Source organism: Kitasatospora sp. NPDC049285, assembly GCF_040678815.1.
GTDB lineage: Bacteria > Actinomycetota > Actinomycetes > Streptomycetales > Streptomycetaceae > Kitasatospora.
The window spans coordinates 1-17,177 of record NZ_JBFAQR010000019.1 but is presented as its reverse complement, the minus strand read 5'-3'; the positions used below and the strand labels follow the sequence as shown (position 1 = coordinate 17,177).

At 70.3% G+C, this 17,177-nt stretch carries 16 protein-coding genes and 1 pseudogene; 4 read left to right on the top strand and 13 right to left on the bottom strand.

The window, feature by feature from the left end; all coding sequences use genetic code 11:
• Positions 1-4 precede the first annotated feature (4 nt).
• Both AB0K51_RS15015 and AB0K51_RS15010 read right to left on the bottom strand, forming a co-directional pair.
• The gene (locus AB0K51_RS15015) at positions 5-1,144 is read right to left on the bottom strand and encodes a DUF262 domain-containing protein (protein WP_363454462.1); all 1,140 of its coding nucleotides are present in this window, start codon (positions 1,142-1,144) and stop codon (positions 5-7) included.
• A gap of 2 nt (positions 1,145-1,146) precedes the next feature.
• A complete protein-coding gene (locus AB0K51_RS15010; RefSeq protein WP_363454460.1) occupies positions 1,147-2,409 on the bottom strand; it encodes a hypothetical protein in 1,263 nt (420 codons plus the stop codon).
• Between the two features lie 740 nt (positions 2,410-3,149).
• On the opposite strand from AB0K51_RS15010, the gene AB0K51_RS15005 reads away from it, so the two are divergent.
• Positions 3,150-3,431 carry a hypothetical protein gene (locus AB0K51_RS15005; RefSeq protein ID WP_363454458.1) on the top strand — a complete coding sequence of 94 codons (282 nt, stop codon included), beginning with the start codon at positions 3,150-3,152 and terminating at the stop codon, positions 3,429-3,431.
• A 39-nt stretch (positions 3,432-3,470) separates the two neighbouring features.
• On the opposite strand, the gene AB0K51_RS15000 is transcribed toward AB0K51_RS15005, so the two are convergent.
• The 8 genes from AB0K51_RS15000 to AB0K51_RS14965 all read right to left on the bottom strand — a co-directional run bounded on the left by AB0K51_RS15000 (position 3,471) and on the right by AB0K51_RS14965 (position 12,391).
• Entirely contained in the window at positions 3,471-3,989 is a 519-nt protein-coding gene (locus AB0K51_RS15000) for a hypothetical protein (protein ID WP_363454456.1), read from the bottom strand.
• Positions 3,990-4,097: 108 nt separating this feature from the next.
• Complete coding sequence (locus AB0K51_RS14995) at positions 4,098-5,624, bottom strand: alkaline phosphatase (protein WP_363454454.1); 1,527 nt, start codon at positions 5,622-5,624, stop codon at positions 4,098-4,100.
• Positions 5,625-5,834: 210 nt separating this feature from the next.
• A complete protein-coding gene (locus AB0K51_RS14990) occupies positions 5,835-7,004 on the bottom strand; it encodes an aminopeptidase P family protein (protein WP_363454452.1) in 1,170 nt (389 codons plus the stop codon).
• Positions 7,005-7,027: 23 nt separating this feature from the next.
• Positions 7,028-8,386: a dipeptidase gene (locus AB0K51_RS14985; RefSeq protein ID WP_363454450.1), complete on the bottom strand. Its 1,359-nt coding sequence runs from the start codon at positions 8,384-8,386 to the stop codon at positions 7,028-7,030.
• Positions 8,387-8,406: 20 nt separating this feature from the next.
• On the bottom strand, positions 8,407-8,844 hold the full coding sequence (locus AB0K51_RS14980) for a hypothetical protein (RefSeq protein ID WP_363454448.1): 438 nt from the start codon (positions 8,842-8,844) through the stop codon (positions 8,407-8,409).
• On the bottom strand, positions 8,841-10,316 hold the full coding sequence (locus AB0K51_RS14975; protein WP_363454446.1) for an APC family permease: 1,476 nt from the start codon (positions 10,314-10,316) through the stop codon (positions 8,841-8,843). The genes AB0K51_RS14980 and AB0K51_RS14975 overlap by 4 nt, the downstream gene beginning before the upstream one ends.
• A gap of 137 nt (positions 10,317-10,453) precedes the next feature.
• Positions 10,454-11,350 (bottom strand): ADP-ribosylglycohydrolase family protein, encoded by an 897-nt coding sequence (locus AB0K51_RS14970; RefSeq protein ID WP_363454444.1) that lies wholly within the window; start codon positions 11,348-11,350, stop codon positions 10,454-10,456.
• 153 nt (positions 11,351-11,503) lie between these two features.
• Positions 11,504-12,391 carry a LysR substrate-binding domain-containing protein gene (locus tag AB0K51_RS14965; protein WP_363454442.1) on the bottom strand — a complete coding sequence of 296 codons (888 nt, stop codon included), beginning with the start codon at positions 12,389-12,391 and terminating at the stop codon, positions 11,504-11,506.
• A gap of 99 nt (positions 12,392-12,490) precedes the next feature.
• On the opposite strand from AB0K51_RS14965, the gene AB0K51_RS14960 reads away from it, so the two are divergent.
• Positions 12,491-12,856: a nuclear transport factor 2 family protein gene (locus AB0K51_RS14960; protein WP_363454440.1), complete on the top strand. Its 366-nt coding sequence runs from the start codon at positions 12,491-12,493 to the stop codon at positions 12,854-12,856.
• A gap of 59 nt (positions 12,857-12,915) precedes the next feature.
• On the opposite strand, the gene AB0K51_RS14955 is transcribed toward AB0K51_RS14960, so the two are convergent.
• The 3 genes from AB0K51_RS14955 to AB0K51_RS14945 are packed head-to-tail and all read right to left on the bottom strand — an operon-like array spanning position 12,916 to position 14,685.
• On the bottom strand, positions 12,916-13,449 hold the full coding sequence (locus tag AB0K51_RS14955) for a GNAT family N-acetyltransferase (RefSeq protein WP_363454439.1): 534 nt from the start codon (positions 13,447-13,449) through the stop codon (positions 12,916-12,918).
• Positions 13,450-13,501: 52 nt separating this feature from the next.
• Positions 13,502-14,077 carry an XRE family transcriptional regulator gene (locus AB0K51_RS14950; RefSeq protein ID WP_363454437.1) on the bottom strand — a complete coding sequence of 192 codons (576 nt, stop codon included), beginning with the start codon at positions 14,075-14,077 and terminating at the stop codon, positions 13,502-13,504.
• Positions 14,078-14,121: 44 nt separating this feature from the next.
• A complete protein-coding gene (locus AB0K51_RS14945) occupies positions 14,122-14,685 on the bottom strand; it encodes a hypothetical protein (protein ID WP_363454435.1) in 564 nt (187 codons plus the stop codon).
• A gap of 164 nt (positions 14,686-14,849) precedes the next feature.
• On the opposite strand from AB0K51_RS14945, the gene AB0K51_RS14940 reads away from it, so the two are divergent.
• Complete coding sequence (locus AB0K51_RS14940) at positions 14,850-16,673, top strand: prolyl oligopeptidase family serine peptidase (protein WP_363454433.1); 1,824 nt, start codon at positions 14,850-14,852, stop codon at positions 16,671-16,673.
• Between the two features lie 31 nt (positions 16,674-16,704).
• A pseudogene (locus tag AB0K51_RS14935) lies at positions 16,705-17,177 on the top strand (hypothetical protein); the annotation flags it as partial.

Genomic DNA, 17,177 nt, shown 5'->3' with positions numbered 1-17,177 from the left:
AGGTTCAATCGAGTACTCCCGAGAACCTGTCAGCAAAGTATGAGATGCGCGCGCGCAGCGAATTGCGGTCATTCTTTCCACCGCCCGTGGCGCGCAGAAAGTCTGGATCGGACTTCCCGCCCCTCACTACTTCTGCAATGCGCGCCATTTGAGTTGAATCTGACGGATCAAGCCGATCAAGGACCCTCTGAATACCCAGTACGATTCCCTCGTAATGGTAGACCGAGAACTGCCAACGCGGGTCTCCGGTCCGAGAGACCGTCCCCATTACCCTCGGGCCAATTTCCATCACGTCAGCAATTACGCGAATTACCTTGAAGGTTTTCTCAAAGACTTCTCGCTCGCGAACATAGTCAAATTGACTAGTGGAGGACGGGTCCGAAATGTCTTCCATGTAGTCAGTAAGGAAGTCGGCAATGTCATGCCTATATGTTGAGCCAGCATTCTTGAAGGCAAAAAATCTTAGGACCAACTCCTGGTCGAACTTTTCGCGCCGCGCATTCTCTGTCAGGGTCTCGGAACAGAACATGAAGTCACTGTTTCGCGATAGCTCAATAATGTACTGGTTGAATTCATTCGAAAGAAGGCGAATCGTCGCGTTCCTGACTTCCTGCTTGGAAAGCTCCTCGCCGCCAGTATTGAGCCTTTTGAACATGTAGTATCGAAGCCGAGGATCGCTCTCCTTGCGCAGGATTTCCGCGCGGATGTAGCTCCGCTTCAGCTTGATCCCAAGCGCCCGTGGCAGGTTCGCATGTGTCCTGCCATTCAGCTCAGGCACAATGTCGCAATCGGAGAGCACAAGCGGGGGGAGCTTTTCGCCGTCAACTTCCAGCTCGCCTCTAAAGTGCAGAAAAGACGAGATTCGCTGGAGCCCATCGATGAGCTCATAGACGCGATCATCTCGTTCGATCAGAAAAATAGGGGGAACGGGGAGTTCTAGAAGCAGCGACTCGATGAACCGAGCTTGAGCACCTTCGGTCCAGCGAAACATTCGCTGAAACTCGGGGTCAATAATTAGCTCTTCGGACTCATACATGTCCGCCAGCTCGTTGAAAGAGAAGTCAATACTCTGCGTTCGGACGGCTGTGATCTTTTGATCTACAGCCTGGATCAACTCGTCCGGAGAGCTGGCTGCCTCGGCCACGTTCAATCCTTTCTGAAGGAAATTACTGACTCCGCTACATCGCTCTTCTTGTATGCCCGGGCAGACGTGTTAAGCGCCGTGAGAGATCTCCGCACCGGAAATCTGTCGCAGGCTTCGAGTGACCATCCCCGAAGAGTGCCTTCCTCTATGCAGATGTCAGCCAGCGGGACTGGGACATCCTTGTAGTAGGAATCCTGCACCACCAGGTGAATCGACGCACCTGGCCTAGAGACGCGGCTGATCTCATCTAGTCCAGAGCACAAGTCCGAGAGATACTGCTGGGCCTGCTTCAGATAGTAGCCTGAAGAAGCCTTGCTCTTGTGACCTTGCACTTGCGACAAAAGCAGTTGCGCTGTTGGCCCGACACTGGAAATGGAGAAGCCGACATCCTTGCGAATTAGCGTTGTCCCCATAAGTTCGGAACGTAGGCTTCGATCCCGTGCAATGTCGATACCAAGCACGGCAAGTTCGCGAGCGTAGGCCACTGCATAGTCAATACGGGTCAAGTAGGGCGGCGATGTCAGAATCACGTCTACCGTTGAACTGGCAATAGGCATGCGCGTAGCAGAAGCCGTAATGTGAAGGCTATCTGTCGTCTGAACAGGCCAGGTTTCGATTCTACCTACCAGGAAGCGATACTCCGCCTGAATTAGATCGTCAAGATAGTCAGAATCGAGGCCGATGAGATCATCGGGCCCCTTTGCCCTCTTCACCCATGTGGGATTACTCCCCTCAAACTTCTTGGTCAGAGAGCGTACAACCCTGAATAGGGATACGATATAGGGCGGACTGAATGCCCCGTTCCCATCGCTGGCAATATCCACCCACTGTCGAATGCGAGCAGAAGTCTGATCGGTAAACCATGCGCGAAGGGGATCCCCTTCCGAGGACTCCCCAGGGCCTGCCGATGGAGCCTCTTTAATACTGTCGCTTGACATTATCCCACAGCGCAACCTAGCCACAATATTAGCAATTGGGTTGCGATCAATTCCAACCGATCGAAATCCCAGGCTTTGGGCCGCTAGGGTTGTGGTTCCGCTTCCGTTCCAAGGATCAAGGACTGTTATTGGCGTGCTAGCGTTTGCCTGATCCTTGGCGAGGAGGTCCCGAGCCCAGTCGAATGAGAAGCCGGCATAATACGGAAATATGTCTGCGAGGCCAGCTGTCTCAACGGCGGGGCGCTTGGGCGTCAGGACTTTCTGGATCTCGGGGATCTGGAAGGTGTCCTGTGTCGCACGGACACGACCACGGGCGAGATCGTCCACTCTTCTTCTTCCAGCCTCTTCGATATGCAGGAAGACATGCTATCGCACGGGACAGAGGTAGCGGCGATGATTGTACAGTGAGAAGATCGATAATGCAAGGCATTTGGGTAGGGGATTCTAGCGGTCGCCATGCCGGGATGCCGCCACGCGCGATCGAGTGAAGGCTCAAGCGCCGCAAGGGAGGGCTGCAAGCACGGGGTCGATCGACACTGGGTTGGAACCCGAGATCCTCTTGAAGGCAGCTCCCCAGCCCGCGAGGCATCACTCTTGAGCGTGATGAGGCAGACGCGGTCCCGTCTTCACCGTGCAGGCGGCCTCAGTACCTGCCGGGCTTAGCACCCGAGCCAGTGCCAGTGGCCTCGATCGCCATGGGAAGCGCTGATGCATGCTGAGTGTCTAACTGCGCTACAACCGGCACGTACCTAGGCGGACAACCACGGACACTCAGGGACTGTCCACGCAGGTCAGTGACACTCCAGCCCCAGGCCGAGTGGGTGCCCGAGTTGCTTCGGGACGAAGAGGCCGTGGGTTCAAATCCCGCTACCCCGACTTCGTAGTAGCAGGTGAGGGCCCTATCGGAGAGATCCGATAGGGCCCTTCCTCGTTTCTGTCTGCCCGACTGGGTGACTGCCACTCAGGCAATGGGGGCGAGGACATGGGCTTCGCGGGACTGTGTCTGAGCGGATCACTGCCCTGCGCAAGCCATACCGGGCTTGAGCGCTGGCCGATAGCGTTCGGCCGTGACCGTCTATCCGCTGTGGCATGTGGGCCACCAGAATGAGGCTGGCCCTCGCGGAGCCACTGTGCACGCGGACGGAAGTCTTCACATCGACGAGCAGGACGGGGATGACGTGAAGCTCCTCGGTATCTACTCGACTCGGGAGAAGGCCGAGGAGCGTCGGCGTCGCGCGGCCCTGCTGCCGGGCTTCGGGGATGAGCCCGACTGCTTCGTGATCGTGCCGTACCGGCTGGACGATGACGCGTGGACCGAGGGCTTCGAGCGGGTCCCGCAGGGCGAGTGAGGTCCCGTCATGTTCGTCGGCGTCACGGACGGAGAGCTGTTACTCGTTGACGAGGACGGGGATGGTGAGGACGGCGCCGGTGGGGGTGCCGGTGAGGTGGTCGGCGGGGATGGTGATGTCGATGCCTTCGCCGGTGGCGCGGGGGCCGGTGTGTTGGCCGGTGGCGGCTTCTTCTTCCTGGTACTGGAAGGTGCCGGTGCCGAGGAGGTGGCCGGTGGCGTCGTAGTAGGCGGCGTGGACTTCGAGGGCGAGCACGTCGCTGACGTCGGACGTGATGGTCAGGTGGCCGGTGACGGCGGGGGCGCCGGTGAGGCTGAGGCCGGTGAGCTTGACGCGGTCGGTGAACGGGCCGTTGTCGAGGCGGACTTCACCGGCCGCGACCGGCGTGGCCAGCGCGACGGCGGGCGCCGGGGCCTGACGCGGGGCGGGAAGCGCGACCGGGCTGACCGAGGGGGTGGCCGGTTCGGGCGTGTCCTCGGTGCCGCTGCAGCCGGTGAGCAGGGCGGCGGCGAGCGCGAGGGTGCCGAGGGCGGCGGCGATGCGGGTGCGGGAGGTCATGGGGGTGCGCCTTCTGCCGGGCGGTGAGCGGGAAAGGGGAAAGAGAAAGAGAGGAAGCGGGGCCGGGCCCGGGGCGTGGCACCCCCGGGCCCGGCGGACGGCGGAGGGTCAGTCCCGGCCGTGCGGCTTCTTGCCGAACAGGGCGCTGTACATCTTCCCGTACAGCTCGGTGTTGTCCTGGCTGGCGGCGAAGCGCTGGCCGCCGGGGCCGTAGGCGAAGATCGGGACGTCGGCGCCGGTGTGGTTGCCGGACAGGTAGGTCAGCCAGAGGCTGGCCTCGGGGCTGCCGTCGGTGATGCCGGCCGCGTCGTCCGGGGTGCGGAAGGTCGCGGGGGCGAAGTTCTTCGGGTCCTTGGAGCCGGCGCCGTTGACGATGCCGCTGGAGCGGGACGGGTCCTTGACGTTGGCCGAGGAGGAGCGCGCCGGCGAGCTGTTGTTCGCGGTGTTGCCGGCGTCGCTGTTGGCCGGCGGGGCGGCGGCCTCGGCGTTGGTGAAGGAGCCCTTCTCGATGATGTTGAAGCCGGCGCACTCGTGGTCGGCGGTGACGATCACCAGGGTGTGGCCGTCCTTCTTGGCGAAGTCGACGGCCTTGGCGACGGCGTCGTCGAACGCCTTGATCTCGCCCAGGGTCTGGTTGGCGTCATTGGCGTGCGAGCGCTTGTCGATCTGCGCGCCCTCGACCTGCAGGAAGAAGCCCTTCTTGTTCTTCTTCGCGAGCAGGTCGATCGCCTTGCCGGTCATGTCGGAGAGGGTCGGCTCGGCCTTCTCGGCGGCACCGGCGGGCAGCGCGGACTTCGCGGCCTCGACGGTCAGGTTGCCGCGGTTGAACAGGCCGACGACCTTCTTGCCGCTGGCGGCGTCCAGGTCGGCCTTGGTGGCGACCTTCTGGCTGGCGGCGGTCTGCGCGGTCAGCGCCGGGTCGCCGAAGCTGCCGAGCACCTGGTAGCCCTGGGCCTGCAGCGCCTTCTGGTCATCCGGCTCGAAGCGGGCCAGGCCGCCGCCGAGGATCACGTCGGCCGTGCCGTTGCGGGCGATCTGCTCGGCGATCGGGGTGATCAGGGTGGCGTCGGCCGGCTTGGCCTCGTAGCTGCCGTCGGCGTTCTTCGGCAGGCAGGCGGCGTCCGAGTAGGTCGGGCCCTGGCAGCCGCGGAGCAGCGCGTGGCTGAACATGCCGGCCGGGGTGGCGTCGGTGATCTCGGCGGTGGAGACGTTGCCCGTGGAGAGGCCGGCCGCCTTGGCCTGCTCCATGAGGGTGACGACCTTCTTCTCGTACGCGTCGACGCCGAGCGCCGCGTTGTACGTCTTCACGCCGGAGGACCAGGCGGTGGAGGAGCTCGCCGAGTCGGTCACCAGGGACGGCTTGTCGCTGCCCTTCTCGACCGCGTAGGTGGAGACCTGGCCGACGAACGGCAGGCGCTCCATGGTGAGCTTGCCGGCGGCGCCGTAGTACCGCTCGCGGCCGGCGGTGACGTGGGTGCGGCCCATGCCGTCGCCGAGCAGGTAGATGACGTTGCGGATCTCGGCGTTGTCGCGCTCGCCGTGCTCCTGGTCGGAGTAGGCGGCGACCGCGGAGCCGCCGATCAGCGAGCTCGCGACGGCGAGCACTGCCGCGGCCTTCAGGGCCTTGCGCTGCATAGGAACGTCTCCTCGACGCGTCGGCGCACCGGCTCGGGTGCGCCGCGTACGCACCCGGGGACCGTAAGCACCGGGCAATGAGAAGGTAAAGCGATGAGATGAATGCTTTTCGGCCACGGGGTTGCGTACGTTCGAACGCTGGCATCCAGCCGCAGGGCCCCACCGGTGTCGACCGGTGGGGCCCTGGAGTGGAACGGGTCTGACGACGGCTCAGGTCACGAAGGCGAGCTCGTGGGGGGTGCCGTTGAGGCGGAGGCCGCCGGTCTCGGTGACGGTGACGATGTCCTCGATGCGGATGCCGAAGCGGCCCGGGAGGTAGATGCCGGGTTCGATGGAGAAGCACATGCCGGGGACCAGGGGCTGGGTCTCGCCCTCGACCATGTACGGGGGTTCGTGGGTGGTGAGGCCGATGCCGTGTCCGGTGCGGTGGATGAAGTACTCGCCGTAGCCGCCCTCGGTGATGACGTCGCGCGCGACCCGGTCGATGTCCTGGCAGGTGAGGCCGGGGGCGACGGCGTCGAAGGCGGCCTGCTGGGCGCGGCGGACGAGGTCGTGGACGGCGAGGACCTCCGCGGGCGGCTCGGTGCCGACGTAGACGGTACGGGTGGTGTCGGAGCCGTAGCCGTGCTTGAGGCCGCCGAAGTCGAGGACGACGGTGTCGCCGGGCTGGATGACCCGGTCGCCGGCCTCGTGGTGGGGGTTGGCGCCGTTGGGGCCGGAGCCGACGACGGTGAAGTCGACCTGGCTGTGCCCGTGCTTGAGCAGGAGCGCGGCGAGGTCGGCGGCGACCTGGTTCTCGGTGCGGCCGGCGAACGGCACGGCGAGGATCTCGCCGTAGGCGAGGTCGGCGGCGAGTCCGGCGGCGGTGAGGCGGGCGAGTTCGTCGGCGTCCTTGACGGCGCGCAGCATGGGCAGGCAGGCGGTGAGCGAGGCGTAGCTGCTGCCGGGGAGGGCGGCCTGCAGGCCGAGCAGGTGCATCGCCCAGGCGTTGTCGGAGATGCCGTAGCGGCCGGGGACGCTGAGGGCGGGGGCGAGGGCCTGGTAGGGGTCGGCGCCGTCGGTCCAGTCGGTGATCCGGACGACGGACGCCCCGGGTGCCTGCTCGGCGTCGGGGCGTTCCAGTTTCGGTACCAGGAGCAGCGGTTCGGTGTCGGCGGCGAGGACGAGCGCGGTGAGCCGTTCGGTGATCGCGGTGGGCTGGTAGCCCGTCAGGTAGACCAGGTCGGGGCCGGGGGTGACGACCAGTCCGGAGAGGCCCGCCTCGGCGGCGGCGCGGGTGGCGCGGGCCATCCGGGCGGTGTAGTCGGCGGCGGTGAACGGTGCGGGCGTGGGCTCGGCGGGGGCAGCGGAGGAGGAGGGGGCGGAGGAGGGCGAAGGCATGCGGTGGTCTCCCGGAGGGACGGTCAGCGGCCCGCGGCGGCGGCGTAGTGGAGCAGGAAGCGTGCTTCGACCTCGGCCATGTGCTGGATCTCGGTCGGGTCGACGCTCTCGTTGGGCGCGTGGATGAGGCAGCGCGGCTCCTCCACGCCCATCAGGATGATCTCGGCCTCGGGGTAGGCCCCGGCGAGGACGTTGCACAGCGGGATGGAGCCGCCCTGGCCGAGGAAGGACAGCGGTTTGCCGTAGACGTCCTGGGCGGCCCGGTCGAGGGCGGCGTAGGCGCGTCCGTCGGTGGCGGCCCGGAACGGCGCGCCCTTGGACTCGGGTTCGACGGTGACCCTGGCTCCCCAGGGGGCGGCCTTCTCCAGGTGGGCGGTGAGGGCGGCCTGGGCGGCGCCTGGGTCGGTGCCGGGCGGCACCCGGAGGCTGACCCGGGCCCGGGCGGTGCCGGGGATGGCGGCGGCGGAGCCGACCACGGGGGCGCAGTCGATGCCGAGCACGGTGACGGCGGGGCGGGCCCAGAGGCGGTCGGCGATGCTGCCGGAGCCGGTGAGCGAGACCCCGTCGAGGACGCCCGCGTCGGAGCGGAACTGCGGTTCGTCGTAGCCGACGCCCTGCCAGACGCCGTCCGCGGCGAGGCCGTCGATCCGGGTGCCGCCGTCCTCGTCGCGCAGCGAGTCGAGGATCCGGATGAGTGCGGCGAGGGCGTCGGGGGCGGGGCCGCCGAACATGCCGGAGTGCATGTCGGAGGCAAGCGTGGCGACGGTGACCACCACGTTGGCGAGGCCGCGCAGCGAGGTGGTGGCGGTGGGGACGCCGACCGCGGCGTTGCCGGTGTCGCAGATCAGCAGGGCGTCGGCGTGCAGGTCCTCGGCGTGCTGCGGGACGTACGCCTCCAGGCCGCCGGTGCCCTGCTCCTCGGAGCCCTCGGCGACCAGCTTGACGCCGACCGGGAGGTCGTCGCCGAGCGCCCGCAGCGCGGTGAGGTGCATGACGATGTTGCCCTTGCAGTCGGCGGTGCCGCGCCCGTACCAGCGGCCGTCGCGCTCGGTGAGCTGGAACGGCGGGGTGGTCCAGGCGGCGTCGTCGAGCGGCGGCTGCACGTCGTAGTGGCAGTACAGCAGGACGGTGGGCGCGCCCGGCGGCGGCGGGCGGTGGCCGAGGACGGCGTGGCTGCCGTCGGGGGTCTCGGCGAGCCGGACGTCGCGCAGTCCGGCGTCGGTGAAGGCGGCGGCCACCCACTCGGCGGCCTCCCGGCACTTCTCCGGCGGGTACTGGCGCGGGTCGGCGACCGAGGGGATGGCGACCAGTTCGGTCAGGTCGGCCTTGGCCCGGGGCATCAGGGACGCGATCCGGGCGGCGAGTTCGGTGTCGGTGGTCATCGGCGCTCCTCGACTGGCCGTCAGTTCTTGACCGTGTCGTCGGTCTTGAAATCGTCGATCTTGTCCTGGTACTTCTGCAGCTGGTCGGGGCAGTAGACGCTGAGCAGCAGGGCCTCCGCCTCGATCGCGCGGGCGCTGGCGATGATCGGGCGCTGCCCGGGCCCGCCCGCCCCGTTGGACAGCTGTACCCGCTGCAGGCCGGTCTTCAGCGCGCTGGCGGGGTCCTCGCAGACCGCGCCGCCGTTGGTGCCGAGGGTGTTGGCGATCTGCTTCTGGTCGGGCGCGGGGTAGCCGGCGGCGACCAGCTTGTCGCTGAACTGCCCGGCCTTCTTGTACGCCTCGTTGGTGGCCTTCTGCTGGGTGTAGGTGATCAGGCCGATCACCACCATGGCGACCAGCAGCACGATCGCGCCGAGGTAGATCCACCTGTGCTCGGAGGCCATCCGGGTGCCGGTCATGCCGTCTCCTCCTGCTGCTCCGCGGCGTACGCGGGGTCGCGCCACGAGGGCTTGCTGGCCTTCAGGAAGCCGAACGGGATCACCACGCCGAGCAGCAGCAGGCCGCCGCCGACGATGCCGACGTAGGCCCACACGCTGCCGCCGCCGAACTGCGAGGACGGGACGAAGCCGATCACCATCGCCGCCGCGGAGGCGAGCAGGCCGACCACGCACAGCACCCCGAGCAGGGGGGCGCGGTACCCGCGCGGGTGGTCGGGCTGGAGCCTCCGCAGCCGCATCGCGGCCAGGAACATCAGCAGGTAGACGATCAGGTACACCTGCGTCGTGATCACCGAGAAGATCCAGTAGACGCTGGAGACGTTCGGGATCAGCGCGTACATCAGCGCGATGACGGTGGTGACCACGCCCTGGGCGACCAGGATGTTCTGCTGGACGCCGTGGCTGTTGAGCTTCTGCAGCGAGGGCGGCAGGTAGCCCTCCTGACGGGAGATCAGCAGCAGGCCCTTGGACGGGCCGGCCAGCCAGGTCAGCATGCCGCCGAGCGAGGCGGCGACCAGGCCGACCGCGATCAGCGGGGTGAGCCAGCCGATGTGGAAGTACTGGAAGAACGCGTCGAAGGCCTGCATCACGCCCGCGGTCAGGGAGAGCTGGTCGGCCGGGACCACCCAGCTGATCGCCAGCGCCGGCAGGATGAAGATCAGCAGCACCAGGCCGACCGCCAGGAACATCGAGCGCGGGAACTCCTTGGCCGGGTTCTTCAGCGAGGAGACGTGCACCGCGTTCATCTCCATGCCGGAGTAGCTGAGGAAGTTGTTGACGATCAGCACCAGGCTGGCCAGGCCGGTCCAGGCGGGCAGCAGGTGGGAGGCGGTCATCGGGGCGGCCGAGGGGTTGCCCTGGCCGAGGAAGACCATGCCGAGCACCACCAGCAGGGCGCCGGGGATCAGCGTCCCGATGACCAGGCCCCAGGAGGCCAGGCCCGCGACCGCGCCGGTGCCGCGGGCGGAGACCCACACGCCGGTCCAGTACAGCACCATGATCACGATGGCGGTGTAGAGGCCGTTGCTGGCCAGCGCGGGGTTGATCACGTAGGCGATGGTGCTGGCCACGTACGCCAGCAGGCTCGGGTAGTAGAAGATCGTCATCGCGAACTGGCACCACACGGCCAGGAAGCCGAGCGGCTTGGACAGCCCCTGGGCGACCCAGTTGTAGACGCCGCCGTTCCAGCCGGACGCCAGTTCCGCGGAGACCAGCGCGGTCGGCAGCAGGAACACGATGGCCGGGACGATGTACAGGAACACACAGGCCAGGCCGTACACCGCCATGGTCGGGGCGGCCCGCAGGCTGGCCACCGAACTGGTCGTCATCAGCGCCAGCGTCACCCAGGTCATCCTGGGCGTCGACACCGCCTTCACCCTCGTCCTCGTCGAAGCCGCCGCTCCGCTCGGGCTCGGTACGTCTGCCGCGCTCATGCACCGCCTCCTCCGCGCCCCGCCCACCGGGGCCGCCCCTCCACACTCCGGCCGGGGCGTGCACGGCGCATCCGATAACCCGTCACCTCGCGCCGCACTCTCACCGGAACGGCCCAACGCATCCGACTGACGGACACTCAGCAAGGCTCCGGACGGGTGGGGAGCCAGATGGGGAGGGGCTCGGTGGCGGTGCGCCAGGGGGTGGGGATGCCGGCCGGGCCGGTGCGGGCGGCGACCACGCCGCCGGTGATCGCGCAGGTGGTGTCGACGTCGCCGCCGGCCGCCGCGCAGGTCCACAGGGCGGCGGGGTAGTCGTCGAGGTGGCGGGCGGCGCACCACAGGGCCCAGGGGACGGTGTCCAGGGCGCTGACCTGGCGGCCGTTGCCGAGGCGGTGGGCGGCGAGTCCGGGGTACGGCTGGTCGAGCAGCATCCGGGCCTCGCGGAGGGTCTCGCGCAGTCGGCCCGGCGGGGTCAGCTCGACGGTGCCGGCGAGCAGTTCGCGGCCGGTCAGCCCCGGGACGGTCGCCAGGGCGGCGGCGACCGCGACGGCCACCGCGCCGGCGACGGCGAGCGGGTGGGTGTGGGTGACCTCGGCGGATCGGGCCGCCTGGTGGGCGGCGAGGGCGGGGTCGGCTGCGTAGTACGCGCCGAGCGGGGCGACCCGCATCGCGGCGCCGTTGCCCCACGAGCCCTGGCCGTCGAAGAGGCCGGCGGCGAGTGTGCGCCAGTCGCCGCCCTCCCGGACCTGCCGCAGCAGCCGGTTCATCGCCGGGCCGTAGCCGCGGTCGAAGTCGTGGCGCTCGGCGAACGAGCGGGCCAGCGCGTCCTGGTCGAGGTCGGCCCGGTCGGCGGGGAGGGCGGCGAGCAGCGCGCAGGCCATCTCGGTGTCGTCGGTCCAGGGCCACGGCGCGGGCGGGAGGCGACGCTCGCGCAGGGCGGGGAGGTGAGCGGGGACGAAGTGCTGGGCGCCGAGGGCGTCGGCGGTGGCGAGTCCGGTCAGGCTGGCGTGGGCGGCGGTGTGGTCAGGGGTCATCGCCGTTCATGGTGCCCGGGCGGCGGGCGCGGGGCGAGGGGATTTCGGGGCGGTCGACGGCGCGTCAGGCGACAAGCGACAAACGGGCGATGACGCGGCTCGACGGTGCGTCAGGCGGTGGGTGAACGGGCGTAGGCGCGGGTCGACGTTGCGTCAGGCGGCGGGCGGACGGGCGAAGGCGTGGCGCAGGGCGGTGAGCAGGGCGCGCAGGGCGGGGGGCGGGGACGGGCGGTTGACCAGGGTGAGCAGGGCGGGAGTGGTGACGTCGGTCAGCGGGACGGGCGTCAGCTGCGGGAAGGCGGCGGCCATCGAGCGGCTGAGCAGGGCGACGCCGAGGCCGCGGGCGGCGAGGTCGGCGATGGCCTCGGCGGCGCCGGCCTGCAGGGCGATCCGCGGGGTCAGGCCCCGGGCGGCGCAGGCCTGGTCGAGGACGCCGCGCAGGCCGGTGCCGACGGGCATGCAGATCAGCGGGTGGGCGAGCAGCTCGGCGAGGTCGGCGCGGCCCGCGGCGGCGAGCGGGTGGCCGGGCGGGACGGCGGCGACCAGCCGTTCGCTGATCACGGTGTGGGCGTCCAGCCCGTCGGGGGTGGTGCCGGCGCAGCCGATCAGGGCCAGGTCCAGGGCGCCGGTCCGGACGGCCTCGGTGAGCTGCTCGGAGTCGGCTTCCTGCAGGGCGAGTTCGACGCCCGGGTGGGCGCGGTGGAAGGCCGCCAGCGCGTCGAAGAACGGGGTGACGGTGCAGCCGAGCACCATCCCGACGGTCAGGCGGCCGCGGATCAGGTCGGTGACCTCGCCGACCGCCTGTCCGACCGCGCGGGAGGCCGCCAGCGCCGCACGGGCGTGCTCCAGCGCGGCCTTGCCGGCCACTGTCAGGGTGACGGTGCGGGCGGAACGGTCGAACAGCTCCGCTCCGAGCTCGCGCTCCAACTGGCGGATCTGGGCGCTGACCCCGGACTGGCTGATGTGCACCCGCTCGGCGGCGCGGGTGAAGTTGCGTTCCTCGGCGACCGCGACGAAGTACTCCAGCTGCCTCAGCTCCATGACTACAGATTCTAGTACTGAGCAGAATCAGCTGTTGGACTTCTGATCAGGCCGGCGGGAGGCTGGCGGCATCGAGACGGAACGCCACAGGAGGCAGTGATGACCGAGTACCCGAAGGCGATGCACCCCGAGGACCTCACCCGGCTGTTCGTGGAGCGCTCGAACGCCGGGGACGCCGCCGGGGTGGCCGCGCTCTACGAGGAGAACGCCGTGATGGCCTTCCCACCGGGGCAGCTGACGGTGGGTCGGGCCGCGATCCAGGCGCTCTGGGAGCAGGTGCTGGCCACCCGCCCGCAGTTCACCCCGGAGCCGCCGCTGCCCACCCTGGCCGCCGACGGCGTCGCGCTGACCTCCACCCCGCCGCGCGACGGCGCCGGCGCCCGCGCCCAGGTGGTCCGCCGGCAGCCGGACGGCAGCTGGCTGCGCCTGCTGGACCAGCCGGAGTTCGTCCACCCGACCGCCTAGCCGCCGCCTGGCGCACCGCACCGCACCGCAAAGCCGCCACCTGACGCACCGTCGGCCGCCTACGCGCCGTCGAGCTCCTTGTAGAAGAAGGTGGTCGCGGCGCGCTCCCCGTCGGGGGTGGCGGCGTGGCCGGGGACGATGCCGTACGGGGTCCAGCCGGCGGTGCGGTAGAGGTGTTCGGCGGGGCTGCCGGTCTGGGTGTCCAGCAGCAGGAGGGTGGCGGCGCTGTCGCGGGCGGCCTGTTCGGCGGTGGCCAGCAGGCGGCGGCCGAGGCCCGCGCCGCGGGCGTCCCGGTGCACCAGCAGTTTGACCAGCTCGGCGCGGTGCCGGCCGTTCGGCTTGGTCTCCCGGACCAGGGCGACCGTGCCGAGCGCCCGCCCCGCTCCGTCGCGGGCGATCCACAGCAACCGGCTGCCGTCCGCCACGGCCGGACGCTGCTCCGCCCACCAGGCGGCGGCCTGCGCGGGGCTGGTGGCGGCGAGGAAGCCGACCGAGGCGCCGTCGGCTATCGCGTCCAGCAGCAGTTCGGCGAGCCCGTCGCGGTGGGCGTCCAGGCCGGTGGCGGTGAGTGGCACGATCTCGACGGCGGGCACGCGGGGCTCCTCAGTCACGGGGCGGGGGCGGGGGCGGTCGGGTCAGGGCAGCTCAGGGCAGGACGACGGCGAGCACGTAGCGGGCCGGTTCCGGGCCGGGGCTGTGGAAGCGGGAGGCGCCCCAGAGCCGGAAGCGCAGGCAGTCGCCGGGGGTGAGGCGGTGCACGGCGCCGTCCAGGGTGAGGTCGAGTGCGCCGGACATCAGCCACAGGTGCTGTTCCAGGCCGGGAACGGGCGGCGCGTCGTAGGCGATGTCGGCGCCGGGCGGGAGGGTGCCCTCGACCAGTTCGGCGCGCAGGCCGGAGTGCGGCGGGGAGAGCGAGCGGCGGACGAAGCCGGTGGCCGGGTCGTGCCACACCGGCTGCTCGGCGGCGCGCAGCAGTTGCGGCGGCTCGGCCTCGACCTCGGCGAGCAGCCGGGACATGGTGCGGCCGTACGCGGCACAGAGTCGGCCGAGCTGGGCGGCGGTCGGGCTGATCTCGGCCCGCTCCAGCCGGGACAGGGTGGAGCGGCTGACGCCGCTGCGCTGGGCGAGTTCGTCGAGCGACCAGCCGCGTTCGGCCCGCAGTTCGGCGAGGCGGGCGGCCAGGCGCCGGTCCTCCTCGCCGGGTTCGTCGTCGTGTCTCACAACCGGGAGGGTATCCCGGATCTGGGACGGACTGGAAGCGGGTCTCAGATGCCGAGCGACTCGGCGCGCGCCCGGGCGGTCTCCAGCAGTGCGTGGACGTCGGACTGGCGGGTGCCGGGGCGGTCGTTGTAGACGTCCGGCGACGGGACCGGGCGGCCGGTGGCGTGCAGGATCTCCATGACCTGGACCCGCGCGCGGCGGACGGTGCGGGCGGTGCCGTAGCCGTGGGCGAGCACGGCGGTCTGGGCGCCGAGCAGGCAGACCCGGCCGGCGGCGTCCCACATCGCCCCCTGCACCCAGCCGGCCTCGGCGAGGTAGCGGGAGGTCAGTCGCAGGTGCCCGGCGACCGTGACCTCGACCGGACGGGCGGCGCGGCGGGCCAGGTGGTCGAGCAGGGTGCGGCGGGGCAGCGGGAAGCCGAAGTTCCACGGCTGCCGGACGCTGCCGTACCGGCCGCCGTGGACGCCCGGCTCGGCGAGCGGCAGCAGGGGGAGGCGGGCGGGCGCGGGGAGGCCGGCCAGGTACCGCTCGATCTCCTCGACCAGGCCCAGCTCCTGGGCGAGGGCGGGGGCGTCGAGCCGGTCGAGCAGGGGGGTGGGGGCGGCCACGGTGAGACTCCTCGCGTCGTTATGTCCGTATTTGTACCGCTTTCGTTGATAGTTCGTCAGGAGCCGCACCGCATCTGCTCCGTGCTCGCACCGTCCTCCGCGCTCCGGTTTCAGCGCCGTCACCGCCGTTCCGATCACCCCCGCGCATCGGGTTGGATGAGTGCATGAACGAGCAGACGAACGGCGTTCCGGCGTGGGAGCAGCGGTTTCGGGCAGCGCGGGTCTCGCTGCCGGACTGGGCGGACGAGGCACCCGACCGGGCGCTGTACGTGTCCAACGCCACCGGCACCTACGAGGTGTACGCGTGGGACCGCGCGACCGACGAGCACCGGCGGGTGACCGACCGCCCCAACGGCACGACCGACGCCGAGCTGAGCCCGGACGGCGAGTGGATCTGGTGGTTCGACGACACCGACGGTGACGAGTTCGGCGTGTGGCGCCGCCAGCCCTTCACCGGCGGCCCCGACCAGGAGGCCGCCCCCGGGGTGCCCGCCGCGTACTCGGCGGGCCTGGCCCTCGGCCGGGACGGCACCGTGGTGGTCGGCACCTCCACCGACGACGAGGGCACCACCCTCTACCTGCACCGCCCCGGTGCGGCCGAGCCCGAGGTGGTCTACCACCACGCCGAGTACGGCGGCGTCGGCGACCTGTCGCACGACGGCACCCTGCTGGCCGTCGACCACACCGAGCACGGCGACGCGATGCACTCCGCGATCCGGGTGCTGCGCACCGCCGACGGGGCCACCGTCGCCGAGCTGGACGAGGTCACCGGCCGGGACGAGCCGCGCGGCGTGGCCTGCCTGGGCTTCGCGCCCGCGCCCGGCGACACCCGGCTGCTGGTCGCGCACCAGCGCAGCGGCCGCTGGGAGCCGATGCTGTGGGACGTCGCCGCCGGCACCGAGACCGAGCTGCGGCTGCGCGACGAGTCGGGCCGGGAGTTCCCCGGCGACCTGTCCGCGCAGTGGCGGCCGGACGCCCGCGCCCTGCTGATCGAGCACGAGTACGAGGCCCGCAGCGAGCTGTTCTCCTACGAGCTGGCCTCCGGCGAGCTGGTCCGCCTGGACACCCCGCGCGGCACCGTCTCGGGCGCCACCGCCCGTCCCGACGGCACCGTGGAGTTCCTCTGGTCCTCCGCCGCCGAGCCGTCCGCGGTCCGCTCCACCTCCGGCGCGGTGGTGCTGCGCGCGGCCGGCCCGGTGCCGCCCGGCTCGGTGCCGGTGGAGGACGTCTGGGTGGACGGCCCCGGCGGCCGGGTGCACGCGCTGGTCCAGCGGCCGACCGGCCCGGGCCCGTACCCGACCGTCTTCGAGGTGCACGGCGGCCCGACCCACCACGACAGCGACTCCTTCGCCGCCGGGCCGGCCGCCTGGCTGGACCACGGCTTCGCGGTGGTCCGGGTCAACTACCGCGGCTCCACCGGCTACGGGCAGGCCTGGACCGACGCGCTCAGCGAACGGGTCGGCCTGATCGAGCTGGAGGACATCGGCGCGGTCCGCGCCTGGGCGGTCGACAGCGGACTCGCCGACCCCGACCGGCTGGTGCTCTCCGGCGGCTCCTGGGGCGGCTACCTCACCCTGCTCGGCCTCGGCACCCAGCCCGACCACTGGACCCTCGGCCTGGCCGCCGTCCCGGTCGCCGACTACCTGACCGCCTACGACGACGAGATGGAGGCGCTGAAGTCGCTGGACCGCACCCTGTTCGGCGGCACCCCCGAGGACGTCCCCGAGCGCTGGCACGCCTCCTCCCCGCTGAGCTACGTCGAGCAGGTCAAGGCGCCCGTGTACATCAGCGCCGGCCTCAACGACCCGCGCTGCCCGATCCGGCAGATCGACAACTACGTCCGGCGGCTGGAGGAACTCGGCAAGGTCCACGAGGTCTACCGCTACGATGCCGGGCACGGTTCGCTGGTCGTCGACGAGCGGATCAAGCAGCTCCGCTTGGAGATCGACTTCGTCCGGCGGCACCTCGCGCCCGGCACCGTACGGTGACCGGCGGCCCGGCCGGCAGGGGGGACAACTGATGCTCGGACGCGCCGTGTTCGCCGCGGCGGCGGTGTGCGCCGTGCTGCTCGCCACCGCCGGCTGCTCGTCGTCCGACGACGGTGCGGGCGGCTGCGCGCAGGCGACCGGCGCGGACTCCCGGGCGGACCTCGGCGCGGACCCGGGCTCCGGGCTGTCGATGCAACTGCTCGCCAAGAGCAAGAGCGGCAGCCGCAGTTCGAAGGGCTCCAGCGGATCGGGCAGCAGCGGGTCGCACAGCTCCGGCAGCTCCGGCAGCTCCGGAAGCAGCGGCTCGCACTCCTCCGGGAGCAGCCACACGGTGGTGCGCCACTACCACCACCGCACCGTCGGCTCGACCCGCAACGACGACTACGTCGACGAGTGCGGCAACCCCTCGCCCGCGCCGGGCTTCGGTTCCTTCGACGAGGCCGGCCCGTGCGGCCGGCCGGCGGTGGCACCCACCGGGACGCCGGCGCCGGCCCGCACCGGGGC